The sequence below is a fragment of the Xanthobacter sp. AM11 genome, assembly GCF_047444035.1.
Lineage (GTDB): Bacteria > Pseudomonadota > Alphaproteobacteria > Rhizobiales > Xanthobacteraceae > Xanthobacter.
In genome coordinates this window covers 242,740-258,213 of the sequence record NZ_JBLAOA010000001.1, presented here as the reverse complement: position 1 = coordinate 258,213, position 15,474 = coordinate 242,740, and the positions used below count along the sequence as shown (strand labels likewise).

The window sequence follows — 15,474 nt, the reverse complement described above, 5'->3', positions numbered from 1 at the left end:
GTCCGGTGCCGGCCGGTCAGGCCGTCGCCGGGGCGGGGCGGGCGGCCTTCAGCGCGGCGAAGGTGTTGGCCAGCGCCACGAAGCCGGCCACGTCGATCTCCTCGGCGCGGGCGGTTTCCTCCACCCCGGCGCCCGCCAGCAGGGCGGCGGTGTCCACCCCAAGGGATTTCAGGCTCTGGCGCAGCATCTTGCGGCGCTGGCCGAAGGCGGCCTCCGTCACCTTCTCCAGGGATGAGAGGGCGCAGGGCAGGGGCGCGGCCCGCGGCACCAGATGCACCACCGAGGAGGTCACCTTGGGCGGCGGCACGAAGGCGGAGGGCGCCACGTCGAAGGCGATGCGCGCCGTGGTGCGCCAGCCCGCCAGCACCGCCAGCCGGCCATAGGCCTTGGAGCCCGGCGCGGCGACGATGCGCTCGGCCACTTCCTTCTGGAACATGAGGGTGAGGGAGGAGAACCACGGCGGCCAGGGATCGGTGCTGAGCCAGCCCACCAGCAGCACGGTGGCGATGTTGTAGGGCAGGTTCGCCACCACCCGCGCTTCGCCCTCGCCCAGCAGCGGCCGCACGTCCACCTTCAGCGCGTCGCCCTCGATCACCTCCAGCCGGCCGGGATAATGCGCCGCCACTTCCGCCAGCGCATCCATGCAGCGCCGGTCCCGCTCGATGGCGATGACGCGGCCGGTGCCCAGCGCCAGCAGGGCGCGGGTGAGGCCGCCGGGGCCGGGGCCCACCTCCACCACCGTGACCCCTTCCAGGGGGCCGGAGGCGCGGGCGATGCGGCCGGTGAGGTTGAGATCCAAAAGGAAATTCTGCCCCAGCGACTTCTGCGCCGAAAGGCCGTGCCGGCGGATGACGTCGCGCAGGGGCGGCAGGTCGTCGAGGGCGCTCATGCGGTGGCGGCTTCCTGCGGGCGGGCGCCGCCGGCGGCCTCCGCATCGGCCAGGCGGCGGGCGAGCCGCAGGGCGGCCATGAGGCTCGACGGATCGGCCCGGCCGGTGCCGGCGATGGGGAAGGCCGTGCCGTGGTCCGGCGAGGTGCGCACGAACGGCAGGCCCAGCGTCACGTTCACCCCGTCGTGGAAGGCCAGCGTCTTGGCCGGGATGAGCACCTGGTCGTGATACATGCCCACCGCCACGTCGTAGCCGGCCCGCGCCTCGGGATGGAACAGGGTGTCGGCGGGCAGGGGGCCGGTGGCGGCGATGCCCTCGGCGCGCAGCGCCGCCACCGCCGGGCGCACCACGGCTTCATCCTCGCCGCCCAGGGTGCCGTCCTCGCCCGCATGGGGATTGAGGCCGCAGAAGGCGAGGCGCGGGCGGGCCACGCCGAAGCGCCGGGCCATGTCGCGTGCCACGATGCGGCCGGTTTCCACCAGCAGGCCGGCGGTGAGGCGGCGCGGCACCTCGGCATAGGGAATGTGGATGGTGGCGGGCACCACCGCCAGCAGCGGCGACCAGATCATCATCACCGGGCGGGGCGGCGGCGCGCCGGGGGCGGCGGCGCGGGCGGCGAGAAATTCCGTGTGGCCGGGAAAGGGGAAGCCGGCCTGGTACATCACCGATTTCGCCAGCGGATTGGTGACGAGGGCGGCGGCGCGGCGGGAGGCCACGAGGGCGAGGGCCGCTTCCAGCCCCGCCAGCACGCAGGGGGCGCTGGAGGCATCGGGATGGCCGGGGCGGGCGGTGGCCGAGGGGCCGCAGGGCAGCACCGGCAGGGCGGTGTCGAACAGCTCCGCCGCCTGCGCCGCCGCGCCTTCCGCCAGCGGGGCGAGGGGCACCGAAAGGCCGAGGGCGCGGGCCCGGGCGGCCAGCAGGTCGGGGTCGCCCGCCACCAGGAAGGCCGGCACCGGCAGCGCCGCGCGCCGCCGCAGCCAGGCCAGGAGCGCGATGTCCGGCCCGATGCCGGCGGGCTCTCCCTGCGACAGGACGAGGGGGACCGCGTGGGGCATCAGCGGCGATATTCGATGAGGGACTGGCGCTTCAGCTCGGCCATGAACTTCTTCGATTCGGCATTGAACTGGCTGGTGGACAATTCGTCCTTGATCTCGCGCTTCTGGGAGCTTTCGCCGCGCACCTCGCGCTTGCCGCACATGGCGAAGGTCTCGATGCCGGCCTGGGCCACCTCCGGCGGGGTGAGCCGGCCGATCTCGGTCTTGTCCAGGAGCTGCTTGAGGGCCGGGGGCATCTCGGAGGACATGCGCAGCACCTTGGGGCGCACCACCACTTCCTTCAGGGACTTCACCATCTCCGTTCCGGCGTCGCAATCGGTGAAGCGGGCGCGCAGGGCGTTGGCCTCGGCGAGGCGCCCGGCATAATTGGCGGAGCTGCGCGGCACCACGAAGACGATGGGCAGGAGGGTGTATTCGGTGGCCACCATGGTGGTTTCCCCGCGCTTCTGCAGGGCGGCCACCACGTCGGCGTCGCGGATGGTCACCGTGCCGGAGCGGGCGCGCACATATTGGCCCCACACATAATCGGCCATCAGCTTGGACTTGAAGGTGCGGTCATCGAGCCCGGACTGCTTGAAGCCGGCGGAGAGCTGCTCCGGCGTGCGCCCGGACCGCTCGGCCACCGAGGCATACATGCGGTCGATGTCCTTCTTGTCCACGTCCAGCTTCAGGCGGATGGCCTGCTGGATCTTGATGCGCTCCTCGATGAGATCCTCGAGCGCCTGCTTGGCGCTCACGGTCTTGCGCTCGATCAGCTCGTGCATGCGCTGGCGCTGGGAGACATCGTAGGAGGTGATGGGGTCGCCGTTCACCATGACCACGATCTGCTGGGCGCGGGCCGGGCCGACCATGAGGACGGCGAGGAGCGCGGCGGCGGCGAGAAGGGGAAAGTGTCGAAAGGGCATGGTCCTGTCCGAAGGTCTCGGGACGCGGTGTGCGGGCCGCAGGGCCGCCGGTCCGGGTTTGGGACGGAGCGCCGACCAGGCTTGCGCCAGCTTGTCGGGTCCGGCGTGTCGGGTCCGGCTCCGGGTCGCCGCCGGCTCGAAAGCCGCGTCCTCCATGTCGCGTTCGAAGGCGGAACGTCCGGCCGGACGGGGCGGTCCGCTTCTGTTCAAAGGGGCCGAAGGCAAGGTGCCGGACGGGTGGAAACCGATTCCATCCGATCCGATCGCCCTCTGGCGTGCATTCTTGTGTTCGCCTGATGTGGCGGTATTGCGGCCCCGCGCCGCAGCCTGCATGCGGCTGCAGCGAAGCCGAAACGACCATAGACCGGAGCAGGCGTGCGGGCCAAGCCCCCGTCTGGTCTGCCCCGTCTGGTCTGCCTCGTCCGGGTCGCCTGCCGCGCCGCTTCGCGCCACGGGCCCTGGCCGGCCGCCCCCGCAGGGCCGCGCCCGGCCGCCGGCGCTACTGGGAGGAATCGCCCGAGCCGAAGGAGGTGGAGAAGCCGCCCTCGCCGAGGGTGCGCAGGCCGATGCGGAACATCACCTTGTTCACCGGCGCGGCGCTGGGCCCGTTCAGCGTGTAGTCGGACACATAATTGAGGGCGAGGGTGAAGCAGTCGTCGATATAGCTGAGGCCCACCAGGGTGTAGTCGAACTCCGAGGCGGCGATGTCGTAGCGCACCGCGCCGCGGATGGCCCAATTGTCCGTCAGCTTGTAGGAGGCGTTGGTGTAGACGCCCTCGCGCAGGTCGTAATAGCCCAGCAGCGGCTGCGGCGCGTAGCGGCCATAGGTGACCGAGAGATTGAGGCGGTCCACCTCGGCCCGGCCCTGCAGCTCGAAGCGCTGCATGGAGAGGTTGTCCTCGTCGAAGCGGAAGCGCGTGACGATCTCGAGATTCTTGGTGGGCGAGTAGCCGAACTTGGCGATGTAGTCGGAGGCGCTGGTCTCCAGCCCGGAATCGAGGCCGGTGTTGGCCATGTCGCCATTGGCGAACGAGTTCTGGCCGAACAGGTTGTAGGACTGGCCCACCACCGCGGTGAACAGGCCGGCGCCGTTGATGGCCGCCGTATAGGTGACGCCCAGATTGAGGCGGCTGCCGCCCTCGATCCGGTCGTAGCCGGAATATTTGTTGACCTCGAACAGGTTGGTGTCGTCGAACACCAGGCTCTGCGCGTCCTCGTTGGGGAATTCGCCGATGCCAGTCTCGTTGGGGCGGATGATGACCTGCGCCCGCGGCTCGATGGTCTGGGTGCCCCAGCTCTCGGCGGAGATGAAGGGGTATTTATAGTCGAGGCCCACCGCCGGCATGCCGCGGATCAGGTCGTCGCTGCCCGACTGCAGCGGGTTCTGGCCGGGGAAGGTGGGGCCGTAGGAATAATTGAGCGGCAGCGGATCGGTGCTCACCGAGGCCACGTCCACCCGGGCGGTGACGAACGGCGTCCATTGCTGGCCGATGGAGTCGGTTACCGTCTTCTTCCAGTAGAGCTCCGCCGACAGCCGGGTGTAGTCGCCCGGCGCGCCGCGCAGCAGGCATTCCTTGGCGTTGGGGTTGGCGATGGTGCACGCCCCGGTGGGGATGCCCACCGCGCCGACGCTGGCATCCAAAGCGTTGGTGCCGATGAAGTCGGCCTCCTGGCGGGTCAGGCTGGTGAGGTTCACCTTCATGCCCGCTTCGCCGCCCCACAGGGGCTTGTCGAACACCTTGTTGTAGTTGAGCGTGCCCACCACCGGCTGGCGGTCCTGGTCGTCGGTGACGGCAAGGCCCAGGAAATACAGGGCGCGCACGTCGAAATAGGAGCGGTCGCCCTGCCCGGTGAGATAGGCGGTGGAGGTCTTGGTGGTGACCGTGTCGCCGATCAGGTTGTAGTCGCGCAGGAAGGTGCGGTCGGACGCCACCGTCGCGTCCCAGCCGAAGGTCCAGAACTGGTTGATGGCGAACGCGCCCGAGGTCTGCACCGCGCCGCGCTGGTCGCGATAGCCGGGCAGCACCTCCGTCACCCCGTTGGAGGTGGTGATGAAGTCGTCCTTGTTCTGCTGGATGATGCCGGCCGCGCTCACGGTGTAGCTGCCGTTGGCGAGGCGCTGGCGCCATTCGCCCTGCATCAGGAAGCCCTGCTGCGTGGTATAGCCGGGGGTCAGCGTCAGGTCCCGGTCGGGCGCGATGTTCCAGAAGAACGGCGCCGCGACGCCATAGCCGATCTGGCTGGAGGCGAAGAATTCCGGCATCAGGAAGCCGGTCTTGCGCTTCACCGTCGGGTCGGGCGACGACATGTACGGGAAATAGGCGATGGGGAAGCCGAAGAATTCTACCCAGGCTTCCTGGTAGTAGATCATCTTCTGGTCGTCGTTGTGGATGATCTTCTTGGCCTTGATCTGCCACAGGGGCGGCTTCGAAGGATCGTCCTTGCACGGCTCGCAGGCGGTGTAGACGCCGTTCTGGAACACGGTGACGTTGCCGTCCGTGCGGTCGGCGCGGGCCGCCGCGAAATGGGTCTTGTCCGGCGTGTCGAGGCGCAGGGATTCGATGAAGCCCTGCTTGAAGTCCTGCGTCAGCTCCAGCGTGTCGGCGGAGAGGATGCGGCCGTCCTTGTCCTTCAGGCGGGCGTTGCCCTCGGCCCGCAGCAGGTTGGCCTTGCGGTCCAAAACCACCCGGTTCGCCTCCAGGGTGGAGCCGTCATAATAGATCTGCACATTGCCGACGGCGGCGACGGTCTCACGCTGATAGTCGTATTCCAGCTGGTCGGCCGTCACCAGCATCTTCTGGTTCGGGTCCAGCTGGCGGGCGTTCAGCACGTTGGCGCCGAAGGCGCCGGAAGGCTGGGCGCCGAAGGTGCCGCCATCCCGGGCCCCCACCACGCCGGAGCTTTGCGCGGCCGCCGGGCTCGCCGCCGCCATAAGGCCGGCGAGCGCAAGAGCCGTGAGAGGGAGCGCGGCGCGGACGAGCGCAGCCGCCGCGGCGCCGGTGCTGCGCTGCGGGAGGCTCGCAAGAAGCTGGGCGGCCGAGGACACGGCTCCGCGCAGCCCGCGCGCGCTGTCGCGCCGGGTGCTTCTGGCCTTGCCCGCGGCGGGGGTGAGCCCGACCGTCATCCGTCCTCCCGGTGCAACAGAACCAAGACCCCCAGCAAAATCCCCGTTACCGCAGGAAACCATGCTGCAGCAACGGGATGAACGATTCCCGCCTCCCCGAGATCCTCGGCGAGCTTCGTTCCCACATAAAGCAGAAAGCCCGCGAGCACGCCACCGAGAATCGTTTGCCCCACCCCCCCGAAGCGGAACACCCGCAGCCCCACCACCGCGGCGATGAGCACCATTGCCACCAGCAAAAACGGCCGTGCCATTAGGCTCTGGAGCTGGAGGCGATATTTTTCCGCGCCGAAGCCGCTTTGTTCCGCACTGCGAATGGCCGCGGGAAGTTGCCAAAACGACACGGTTTCGGGGGCGATCAGCGAATCCTGCACCTGCCGCGGGTCGAGATTCGTGGGAATGACGTAGGTATCATAGGACTGCACGTCGAAGCCGGGGACCAGCACGCGGGCTTCGGTAAGAAACCATGCACCATCGCCCAAGGTTGCCGTCTTCGCCTCCACCCGCTCCACCAGCCGGTCGGCCTTGTCGAACGCGAACACCACCACGCCGGAAAGGGTGCGCCCGCCCTGGCGGGAAGCCGCCGCCTGGATGATGGCCTGGCCGTCCACGCTCTGCTGGCGCACCCAGAAATCCTTCTGCCCGCGGGTGAGGGACGCGCTGGCGGCGGACGCGGAGGCGAAGATCTCCCCTTCCATCTGGTTGGCGCGCTCCTTGAAATCCGCCGACACCGGGTTGAACACGCAGGTGGCGAACACCCCCACCAGGAAGGCCACCAGCACCGGTGGGGTGATGAACTGCCACACCGAGAGCCCCACCGCCCGCGCCACCACCAGCTCCAGCCGCCGCGACAGGGTGACGAAGGTGGCAATGGCGCCGAACAGCACCGCGAACGGCAGGAGCTGCTCGGTGAAGGCCGGCGCGCGATACAGCGTCACCAGGGCCACCAGCGCCACGCCCACATGCTCGCGGTCGGCGGTGCGGCGGACCATCTCCAGGAAGTCCACGAGCACGATGAGCGTGACGCAGGACAGGAAGATCATCGCCACCGCGCCGGCGAACCGCCGGGCGAAATAGAAGCCGAGGATGCGTCCGATCATGAGTTGGACGCCGCCGTCCGCCGCGCCAGCCGCTGCTTCACCGCCTCCGCCCACGCCACCAGCGCCGCCGGCGGCGTCAGGCGGATCCAGCCCTCCAGCACCATGGCGCAGATGATGATGGTGACGATGGGCAGCGCATAGATCAGCGGCACCGCCGCCACCTGCGTCTTCAACTGCCCGGCAAGGGCGAAGTTGCCGATCTGCACCACCCCCATGGCCGGTATGATGGCCGTCAGCGCCGCTCCCCGGCTCTGCCGCGTGGAGCGCGGGCGCGCCAAAGCGGCGGCGGCGATGGCAAAGAAGGCGAGGGGATAGAGCCCCGCCGAAAGCCGCTTGTGCAGTTCCTCCCGGTAGCGGCCGGGAAAGAAGCGCACATACATGTCGCCCGCCGGCGGGTTGAGCACATAGCTCAGCGGCCGCTCCATGGGCTTGATGTCCACGCCCTGGGAATTGGGGGCGAGGGAGGAGAGATCGAAGGCGTAGCGCTGGAATTCCACCACCGAGGAATTGGTGGCCTTCTCCCCGCCGCGCCGGTGGATGGAGCCGTTCTCCAGCACCAGGAAGATGCCGCCGTCATTGTCCACGATCTGGCCGCGGTCGGCGAGATAGGTGGAAATCTCCTTCTCGCGGGCGTCGTTGATGAAGATGCCGCGCATCACCCCGTTGGCCGCGCGCTCGCGCACATGGAACACCAGGCCCTGGGTGAGGTTCACGAACCGGCCCGGCTGGGCCACGAACGACACCACGTCCGCCCGCACCTTGGTCACCTGCGCGCGGAACATGGCAAGGCTTGCCGGCACCGCCTGCACCGCCAGCAGCGCGCAGAACAGCGACACGAGGACCGCCAGGATGATCAGCGGCCGCAGCAGCCGCCAGTGGCTCATGCCCGCCGCCGCCATCACCACCACCTCGCTGTCGCCGTTGAGCTTCAACAGCGTATAGGCGGTGGCGATGAACAGGGCCGCGGGGGCGATCACCAGCACCAGGGTGGGCATGGTGAGGCTGGTGATGGCCACGAAGGCGATGATGGTCTGCCCCTGGGAGGTCACGAGGTCGAGCTGGCGCAGGGCCTGGGTTGCCCAGATCATCCCGGCAAGCACGACCACCACACCCACGAAGGCGATCGCCGCTGTGGAAAAGATGTAGCGATCCAGACGGCCCATCAACAGATGCCTCAATGCGCGAAGCCGCCCCTCGCTCGCATCTCCCGGACAAAGCGCGCCTTGGATAGCCGGAAGCGTCACCGCGCGCAAATGACCAAACGTAACGATTGTGGACGAAGCCCCGCCGCCGCCCCCTCAGCCGCCCGCCGCCGCCAGCCCCACCGTGCGCAGGGCGAAGGCGTAGACCAGCGCCACCTCGTCCAGCCGGTCGAACCGCCCCGCCGCCCCGCCATGGCCCGCATCCATGTTGGTGCGCAGGAGAATGGGCCGCCCGCCGGTGTCCGCCGCCCGCAGCCGCGCCACCCACTTTGCCGGCTCCCAATAGGTGACCCGCGGATCGGTGAGCCCGGCCAGGGCGAAGATGGACGGGTAGGCGGCCGGGTGCACATTGTCCACCGGCGCGTAGGACAGGATGCGCCGGAACGCTGCGGCATCGGCAATGGGGTTGCCCCACTCCGGCCATTCGGGCGGGGTGAGGGGCAGGGTGTCGTCCAGCATGGTGGTCAGCACGTCCACGAACGGCACCTCGGCGACGATGCCGGCGAACAGGTCGGGCCGCATGTTGGCCACCGCCCCCATCAGCATGCCCCCCGCCGACCCGCCATGGGCCACCAGCCGCTCCGGCCGGGTGAGGCCGGCCGCCGCCAGATGCTCGGCGGCTGAGATGAAGTCGTTGAAGGTGTTGACCTTCTTGAGCGCCTTGCCGTCGGCGTACCAGCGCCAGCCCTTGTCGGTGCCGCCGCGCACATGGGCAATGGCATAGATGAAGCCGCGGTCCACCAGGGACAGCCGGCTGGTGGCGAAGCCGGCGGGAATGGTGATGCCGTAGGCGCCGTAGCCGTAGAGCATCAAAGGCGCCGAGCCGTCCAGGGGCGTGCCCTTGCGGTAGAGCAGGGAGACCGGAACCGTCTCCCCGTCCGCCGTGGGGGCGAAGACCCGGCGCGTCACATAGTCCGCCGGATCATGGCCGGACGGCACCTCCTGCCGCTTGAGCAGGGCGCGGGCGCGGCTGGCCATGTCGTAGGACCAGACCTCGGACGGCGTGGTCATGGATGCGTAGGTAAAACGCACTTCACTGGTATTAAAGGAGAATCCCGGATGGAGGCCGAGCGCGTAGGCCTCCTCGTCGAAGCCGACGGCATGCTCGGCGCCGGTGGCCAGCGCCCGGATGACGATGCGCGGCAGCCCCGCCTCCCGCTCCAGCCGCGCCATGTGGCCGGCAAAGACGGTGTGGCTGAGGATCATCCGCCCCGGCGCATGGGGCACGAGATCGCGCCACCCGGCCCGCTCCGGCGCCGCCACGGGTGCGGTGACGATCTTGAAATCCTCGGCCCCGTCAGCGTTTGTGAGAATGACCAGGCTGTCCTGCCCGGCCAGCTCGGGGTGGTGCTCCACCTCGTAGCGCACCCCCGCGGTGCGCGCCGCCACCCGGCGCGGAACCGCATCGGCGCGGCCAAGGTCGAGCAGATACACCTCCGATGTCTCATGGTCGCCGCAGGCGATGAGGCCGAAGGCCATGGACTGGGTGTGCCCCAGGGAGACGAAGAAGCCCTTGTCCGGCTCCTCATAGACCAGCACATCCTCCGCCGGATCGGTGCCGAGGCGGTGGCGGAACACCAATGAGGGGCGATGCTCCGCATCGCGGTGGATGTAATAGAGGCACTGCCCGTCGGCGCTCCACAGCATGTCGCCGGTGGTGTCGCCGATCACGTCGGCAAGGTCGGCGCCGCTGGCAAGATCGCGCACCCGAAGGGTGTAGAGCTCGGCGCCGGAGGTGTCGGCGGCGAAGGCGAGGCGTGCGTGGTCCTGCGAATGGCGCCAGTGGCCGAGATGGAAATAGGCCTTGCCGTGGGCTTCGAGGTCGCCGTCGAGGAGGATCTCCTCCGGCCCGTCGGGCAGGGGCTTGCGGCATGCGAGAAGATGCTGCCCGCCGTCCCGGTGGCGGGAATAATATGCGAACGGACCATCGGGCGCCGGCACGGTGGCATCGTCTTCCTTGATGCGGCCGCGCATCTCCGCCACCAGCTGCGTGCGCAACGCCGCGAGCGGGGCGAAGAAGGTGTCCGCATGGCGGTTTTCCGCTTCCAGATAGGCGCGGATCTCGCCGTCGAGCACGCCCGGATCGCGCATGACCGCCCGCCAGTTGTCGGCGCGCAGCCAGGCGTAGTCATCGGTGAGCGTGATGCCGTGGAGGGTGCGGGAGGTGGGGTGGCGCGGGGCGCGCGGCGGCTCAGGCGCCGTCACGGCCGTCCCCGGTGTCGGGCTGCAGCGCCAGCGCCGTGCCGTTCATGCAGAATCGCAGGCCGCTGGGGGCGGGGCCGTCCGGGAACACATGGCCGAGATGGCTCTCGCAGCTGGCGCAGCGCACCTCGATGCGCCGCATGCCGTGGGACGTATCCTCGTGCGTCACAACCGCGTCCGGGGTGACGGGGGAGAAGAAGCTGGGCCAGCCGGTGCCGGAATCATACTTCGTCTCCGACCGGAACAGCGGCGCCCCGCAAGCCACGCAGGCATAAAGGCCGGGCCGCTTCTCGTCCCAATAGGGGCCGGTGAAGGCCCGCTCGGTGCCCTGCTGGCGGGTGATTCGGTACTGCTCCGGGGTGAGGCAGGTGCGCCACTCGGCATCGCTCTTCACCACCTTCGCCTGGTCGGTCGGCGGCACGGCGGCGGAAGGGGCAGGATTGGGCATCGGAGAATCCCCAAGGTTCGCTCTTGCGCAGAGGTAGGCACTCCACCGGTGAAGGACAAGGGACCGGCCGTGCGATCTGCTGCGGCGCGCGCCGGCGGCAGGCTGGCCGCCGCCCCGCCGCCGCCGGCCACCGTCGGCCGGCGCATCTTGCCTTTCGGCAGCGATCTTGTCGGCAGTCGGGGTGTCGTCTGAAGAGGAGTGAAGAAGAGTTTGGAAATTACGGAAATACTGGTTGCAAATCCTGTTTGCTGAAACTAACACCATGCAAGCACCGTCCGCGCCGAAATCCTTCGGGGTGACTGCCCGGCGTGGGGTGCAAGGTTCGCGGGCGGCCGGGAGCCGGATTCCCCCGGGCTGGATACAGCCCGGGCGGCGCTTCCGGCTCCATCGTGAAGATGCATTCCGTCCCCGCCAGCTCGCCCCGGAAGCTGATCGGAACGGAATGCACACCTGCGTGGCCTGAATGTCGGAATTCGTAAACGGAAGCGAAGACCATCCCATGAGCGATGCAATGGAAACGACGCCCTTTATGGAGCTGGCGACGGACATCGTGTCCGCCTATGTGAGCAACAATACGGTTGCCGCGGCGGAACTGCCGGCGCTCATCAGCGAGGTCTATCTGGCGCTGCAGCGGGTTTCCCTGGGGGAGGCCGAGGCACCGGCCGAGCCGCTGAAGCCGGCGGTTGCGGTGAAGAAGTCGGTGACGCCCGATTTCATCATCTGCCTGGAAGACGGCAAGCGCTTCAAGTCGCTGAAGCGGCACCTGCGCACCCAGTATGACATGACGCCCGAGCAGTACCGCGAAAAGTGGGGCCTGCCGGCGGACTATCCCATGGTGGCGCCCAATTATGCGGCCGCGCGGTCCAGCCTCGCCAAGCAGATGGGCCTCGGCCAGCAGCGCCGTCGCGGCGAGTGAGAACCGCGGGCGGGCCCGGTGCCCGCCCGGTCGCATGCCCGCAGCGGCCCGATGAGCATATAGAAAAGCCCGGCCTCTGAGCCGGGCTTTTTGGTTTCGACTGGGAGCCGTACCCGCGCCGGAAGGGGCGGGTGGGCTGCGGGTGGCGAAACGGGCGCCGGCCGGCCGGCGCCCGGTCGCTCGCTCACTCGGCCGCGAGGCGCACCTGCGGCTGGGCTTCGCGCACCGCCGCGTCCACGTGGCTCTCGAACCTTGTGAAATTGTCGCGGAACATGGTCACCAGCCGCCGCGCGGTGGCGTCGAACTCGGCCTTGTCCGCCCAGGTCTTGGACGGATAGAGGACGTGCGGCTCGATGCCGGGCACGGAGGAAGGCACCTCGAAGCCGAAATAGGGATCGGTGCGGAACGACGCGCCCTTCAGCGAGCCGTCGAGCACTGCCGTCAGCAGGGTGCGCGTGACCTTGATGGGCATGCGCCGCCCGGTGCCATACTTGCCGCCGGTCCATCCCGTGTTCACCAGCCAGCAGTCCACGCCATGCTCGGCGATGAGATCGCGCAGCAGGTTGCCGTAGACCGAGGGGTGGCGCGGCATGAAGGGGGCGCCGAAGCAGGTGGAGAAGGTGGCCTCCGGGTCCTTCACGCCCTTCTCGGTGCCGGCCACCTTGGCGGTGTAGCCGGACAGGAAGTGATACATGGCCTGGGCCGGGGTGAGCCGGGCGATGGGCGGCAGCACGCCGAACGCATCGCAGGTGAGCATCACGATGTTCTTCGGCATGCCCGCCCGGCCGGTGGGGCTGGCATTGGGGATGAAGGGCAGGGGATAGGCCGAGCGGGTGTTCTCGGTGAGGCTGCCGTCGTCGAAATCGGGAACGCGCGTCACCGGGTCCAGCACCACATTTTCAAGGATGGTGCCAAAGCGGTTGGAGGCGGCGAAGATCTCGGGCTCGGCCTCGGCGGACAGCCGGATGGTCTTGGCGTAGCAGCCGCCCTCGAAGTTGAACACGCCTTCGGGGCTCCAGCCGTGCTCGTCATCGCCCAGGAGGGTGCGGTTGGGGTCGGCGGAAAGGGTGGTCTTGCCGGTGCCGGACAGGCCGAAGAACACGCACACGTCGCCCGCCTCGCCCACATTCGCCGAGCAATGCATGGGCATGATGCCCTTTTTCGGCAGGATGTAGTTGAGGGCGGTGAACACCGACTTCTTCATCTCGCCGGCATAGGAGGAATTGCCGATGAGCACGATGCCGCGGGCGAAGTCCACCGCGATCACCGTCTCCGACCGCACGCCGTGCCGCTCCGGGTCGGCCTTGAAGCACGGCAGGTCGATGATGGTCATCTCGGGCACGAAGCTGTCCAGCTCGGCGCGTTCCGGCCGGCGCAGCATGGTGCGGATGAACAGGGAGTGCCAGGCGAATTCGGTGTAGACGCGCACCTTGATGCGGCAGGAGGGGTCGGCGCCGCCGTACAGGTCCTGGGCAAACAGGGTGGTGTCCTCGGCCGCCTTCAGGAAGTCCTGGTAGAGCGTTTCGAACTGCTCGGGGGTGATGGAGCCGTTATTGTCCCACCATACTTCATTCTCGGTGGTGGCGTCGCGCACCACGAACTTGTCCTTGGGGCTGCGCCCCGTATGCGCCCCGGTTTCCGCCACGAGCGCGCCGCCCGAGGACAGCCGGGCCTCCTTGTGGGACAGCGCGTGCTCGTAAAGTTCGGGTTCGAGCAGGTTCCAATGAACCGCGGTGAGATGCTTCAGACCGAAGCTGTCTGCGCCGCAGGCGCTGTTCCGGTGACCGGTTTCGAGCACGGCTCGTCCTCCTGAGTGTTCCCGCCAGCCTTCCAGCCGGCCCCGATGCGATCGCAAGACGTCTTTAAGCGTCCAAAATGCCGCATGCCAAGGCTAGTGACAGTCGTTGCCTGAGGAAACTGGTGCTAAACGTTTAAATTCAGGCTGCGCTATCGCGACGCGCCCTGTGAACCAGCGCCACAAGTTCTTTGCGCGCTGCAGCAGGGCTGGCGATGCGCTGCGAAAATTCAATGCGGCACACGCGTTCCGCGCTGGCGACCTCGAATCCCTCGGGATCGAGGGCCACCATGCGCCAAGCCCCGCTCGTCGCCCCGCCCGTCGCCCCGGCCAGGACGGTGGCATAAAGCGCGACGGCATCCGCATGGTCGTCATTCATGTGCGTCACGATGCCGTCGTGCCCCTCCGCAAGCTCCGCCGCATCGTCCCAGCCGGTCAGCAGCGCGGCGCCGGGGACATCGACGATGCGGCCGAAGCCCTCGACCAGGTGGGCGCCTTCGATCTCCATGCGATAGAAGGCGAAATCGGCAAAGTCGGCATAGCCCGCCGCGGTTGGGTGGCGGGCGATGTAGCGCGTGCGCACCGCGGCTTCGGGGGCCGGAACGATGCGGCCGGTAAGGCTCGCCCGCGGCGCGTTCAGCGGGTCGGGCGCGTCCGCGGCGGAAACCAGCAGGGACATGCGCTGATCGCGCGAAATGTTCCGCGTGTGCCGGGCCAGGCGCGAGATGAGCAGGGTCGGGCGGCCTTCCGGGTCGGTGGCGATGGCCACCAGCGAGGCATAGGGCCCCCCTTCCGGCTCCAGGGTCGCCAGGGCGCCGAAACGCGCTTCGCGGATCAGGCGGCGAACCGCGGCGACGGCTGCGGTGTCTGCGGCGATGTCGGTCATGGCGGCTCCTGCGCTCGGGCGGCGGCAGGATGAAACCGTTGCGGGCGGCGGCGCAAGCCCTCCCTCCAGCCATGTTTTGCGTCGCTGGCGAATCCCGCTATTTTAGTGGGATCGACTCTTGTGTGTCACATTTCGGCCACGCGAACCGGGTTCACCGCTCCAGGATGGCCGCAACAGCGGCCTGCCGGACGGCTGAAAAGAGGTGTCATGCCCACCATCGCCCTCGTTGACGACGATCGCAACATCCTCACCTCGGTGTCCATCGCACTGGAGGCGGAGGGCTATCGCATCGACACCTACACCGACGGTGCCTCCGCGCTCGACGGCTTCAAGACCAATCCGCCCGACCTTGCCATCCTCGACATCAAGATGCCGCGCATGGACGGCATGGAGCTTCTGCGCCGCCTGCGGCAGAAGACCGACATGCCGGTGATCTTCCTCACCTCCAAGGACGAGGAGATCGACGAGCTGTTCGGCCTGAAGATGGGCGCGGACGACTTCATCAAGAAGCCCTTCTCCCAGCGGCTCCTGGTGGAGCGGGTGAAGGCGGTGCTGCGCCGCGTCGGCGCCAAGGACGGCGCCGCCCCCCGCGAGGTGGACAGCGCCAAGGTGCTGGAGCGCGGCAACCTGCGCATGGACCCCGAGCGCCACACCTGCACCTGGAAGAACGAGCCGGTGACGCTGACCGTCACCGAATTCCTCATCCTCCAGGCGCTCGCCCAGCGCCCCGGCGTGGTCAAGAGCCGCAATGCGCTGATGGATGCGGCCTATGACGACCAGGTCTATGTGGACGACCGCACCATCGACAGCCACATCAAGCGGCTGCGCAAGAAGTTCAAGTCGGTGGACGACAATTTCGAGATGATCGAGACCCTGTACGGCGTGGGGTACCGGTTCAAGGAATGAGCACCGGCACGCCGGCCCGGGCCCTCCAGCGCGCGGCCGGGCCGCATCG

Annotated in this window: 12 protein-coding genes; 2 read left to right on the top strand and 10 right to left on the bottom strand. The window is 68.5% G+C overall.

Features of this window, described 5'->3' with window-relative positions:
• Positions 1–16 precede the first annotated feature (16 nt).
• The 8 genes from rsmA to msrB all read right to left on the bottom strand — a co-directional run bounded on the left by rsmA (position 17) and on the right by msrB (position 10,922).
• Positions 17–889, bottom strand: a complete 873-nt coding sequence (gene rsmA / locus ACI7BZ_RS01175) for a 16S rRNA (adenine(1518)-N(6)/adenine(1519)-N(6))-dimethyltransferase RsmA (protein WP_414115381.1) — start codon at positions 887–889, stop codon at positions 17–19.
• On the bottom strand, positions 886–1,944 hold the full coding sequence (gene pdxA / locus ACI7BZ_RS01170; protein ID WP_414115380.1) for a 4-hydroxythreonine-4-phosphate dehydrogenase PdxA: 1,059 nt from the start codon (positions 1,942–1,944) through the stop codon (positions 886–888). Before pdxA ends, rsmA begins: the two co-directional genes overlap by 4 nt.
• Positions 1,944–2,849: a SurA N-terminal domain-containing protein gene (locus tag ACI7BZ_RS01165; RefSeq protein ID WP_414115379.1), complete on the bottom strand. Its 906-nt coding sequence runs from the start codon at positions 2,847–2,849 to the stop codon at positions 1,944–1,946. The genes pdxA and ACI7BZ_RS01165 overlap by 1 nt, the downstream gene beginning before the upstream one ends.
• A gap of 499 nt (positions 2,850–3,348) precedes the next feature.
• A complete protein-coding gene (locus ACI7BZ_RS01160) occupies positions 3,349–5,973 on the bottom strand; it encodes an LPS-assembly protein LptD (protein ID WP_414115378.1) in 2,625 nt (874 codons plus the stop codon).
• Positions 5,970–7,070 (bottom strand): LPS export ABC transporter permease LptG, encoded by a 1,101-nt coding sequence (gene lptG / locus ACI7BZ_RS01155; protein WP_414115377.1) that lies wholly within the window; start codon positions 7,068–7,070, stop codon positions 5,970–5,972. Before lptG ends, ACI7BZ_RS01160 begins: the two co-directional genes overlap by 4 nt.
• Positions 7,067–8,233: an LPS export ABC transporter permease LptF gene (gene lptF / locus ACI7BZ_RS01150; protein WP_414115376.1), complete on the bottom strand. Its 1,167-nt coding sequence runs from the start codon at positions 8,231–8,233 to the stop codon at positions 7,067–7,069. Before lptF ends, lptG begins: the two co-directional genes overlap by 4 nt.
• 135 nt (positions 8,234–8,368) lie before the next feature.
• The gene (locus ACI7BZ_RS01145; RefSeq protein WP_414115375.1) at positions 8,369–10,477 is read right to left on the bottom strand and encodes a S9 family peptidase; all 2,109 of its coding nucleotides are present in this window, start codon (positions 10,475–10,477) and stop codon (positions 8,369–8,371) included.
• Entirely contained in the window at positions 10,464–10,922 is a 459-nt protein-coding gene (gene msrB / locus ACI7BZ_RS01140) for a peptide-methionine (R)-S-oxide reductase MsrB (protein ID WP_414115374.1), read from the bottom strand. Before msrB ends, ACI7BZ_RS01145 begins: the two co-directional genes overlap by 14 nt.
• 499 nt (positions 10,923–11,421) lie before the next feature.
• On the opposite strand from msrB, the gene ACI7BZ_RS01135 reads away from it, so the two are divergent.
• A complete protein-coding gene (locus tag ACI7BZ_RS01135; protein ID WP_414115373.1) occupies positions 11,422–11,838 on the top strand; it encodes a Ros/MucR family transcriptional regulator in 417 nt (138 codons plus the stop codon).
• A gap of 184 nt (positions 11,839–12,022) precedes the next feature.
• On the opposite strand, the gene ACI7BZ_RS01130 is transcribed toward ACI7BZ_RS01135, so the two are convergent.
• Entirely contained in the window at positions 12,023–13,636 is a 1,614-nt protein-coding gene (locus ACI7BZ_RS01130) for a phosphoenolpyruvate carboxykinase (protein WP_414115372.1), read from the bottom strand.
• A gap of 139 nt (positions 13,637–13,775) precedes the next feature.
• Positions 13,776–14,519, bottom strand: a complete 744-nt coding sequence (locus tag ACI7BZ_RS01125; RefSeq protein ID WP_414115371.1) for a HugZ family pyridoxamine 5'-phosphate oxidase — start codon at positions 14,517–14,519, stop codon at positions 13,776–13,778.
• 207 nt (positions 14,520–14,726) lie between these two features.
• Here ACI7BZ_RS01125 and ACI7BZ_RS01120 point away from each other — a divergent pair, with 207 nt between their 5' ends.
• Complete coding sequence (locus ACI7BZ_RS01120) at positions 14,727–15,425, top strand: response regulator transcription factor (protein ID WP_414115370.1); 699 nt, start codon at positions 14,727–14,729, stop codon at positions 15,423–15,425.
• Positions 15,426–15,474 lie beyond the last annotated feature (49 nt).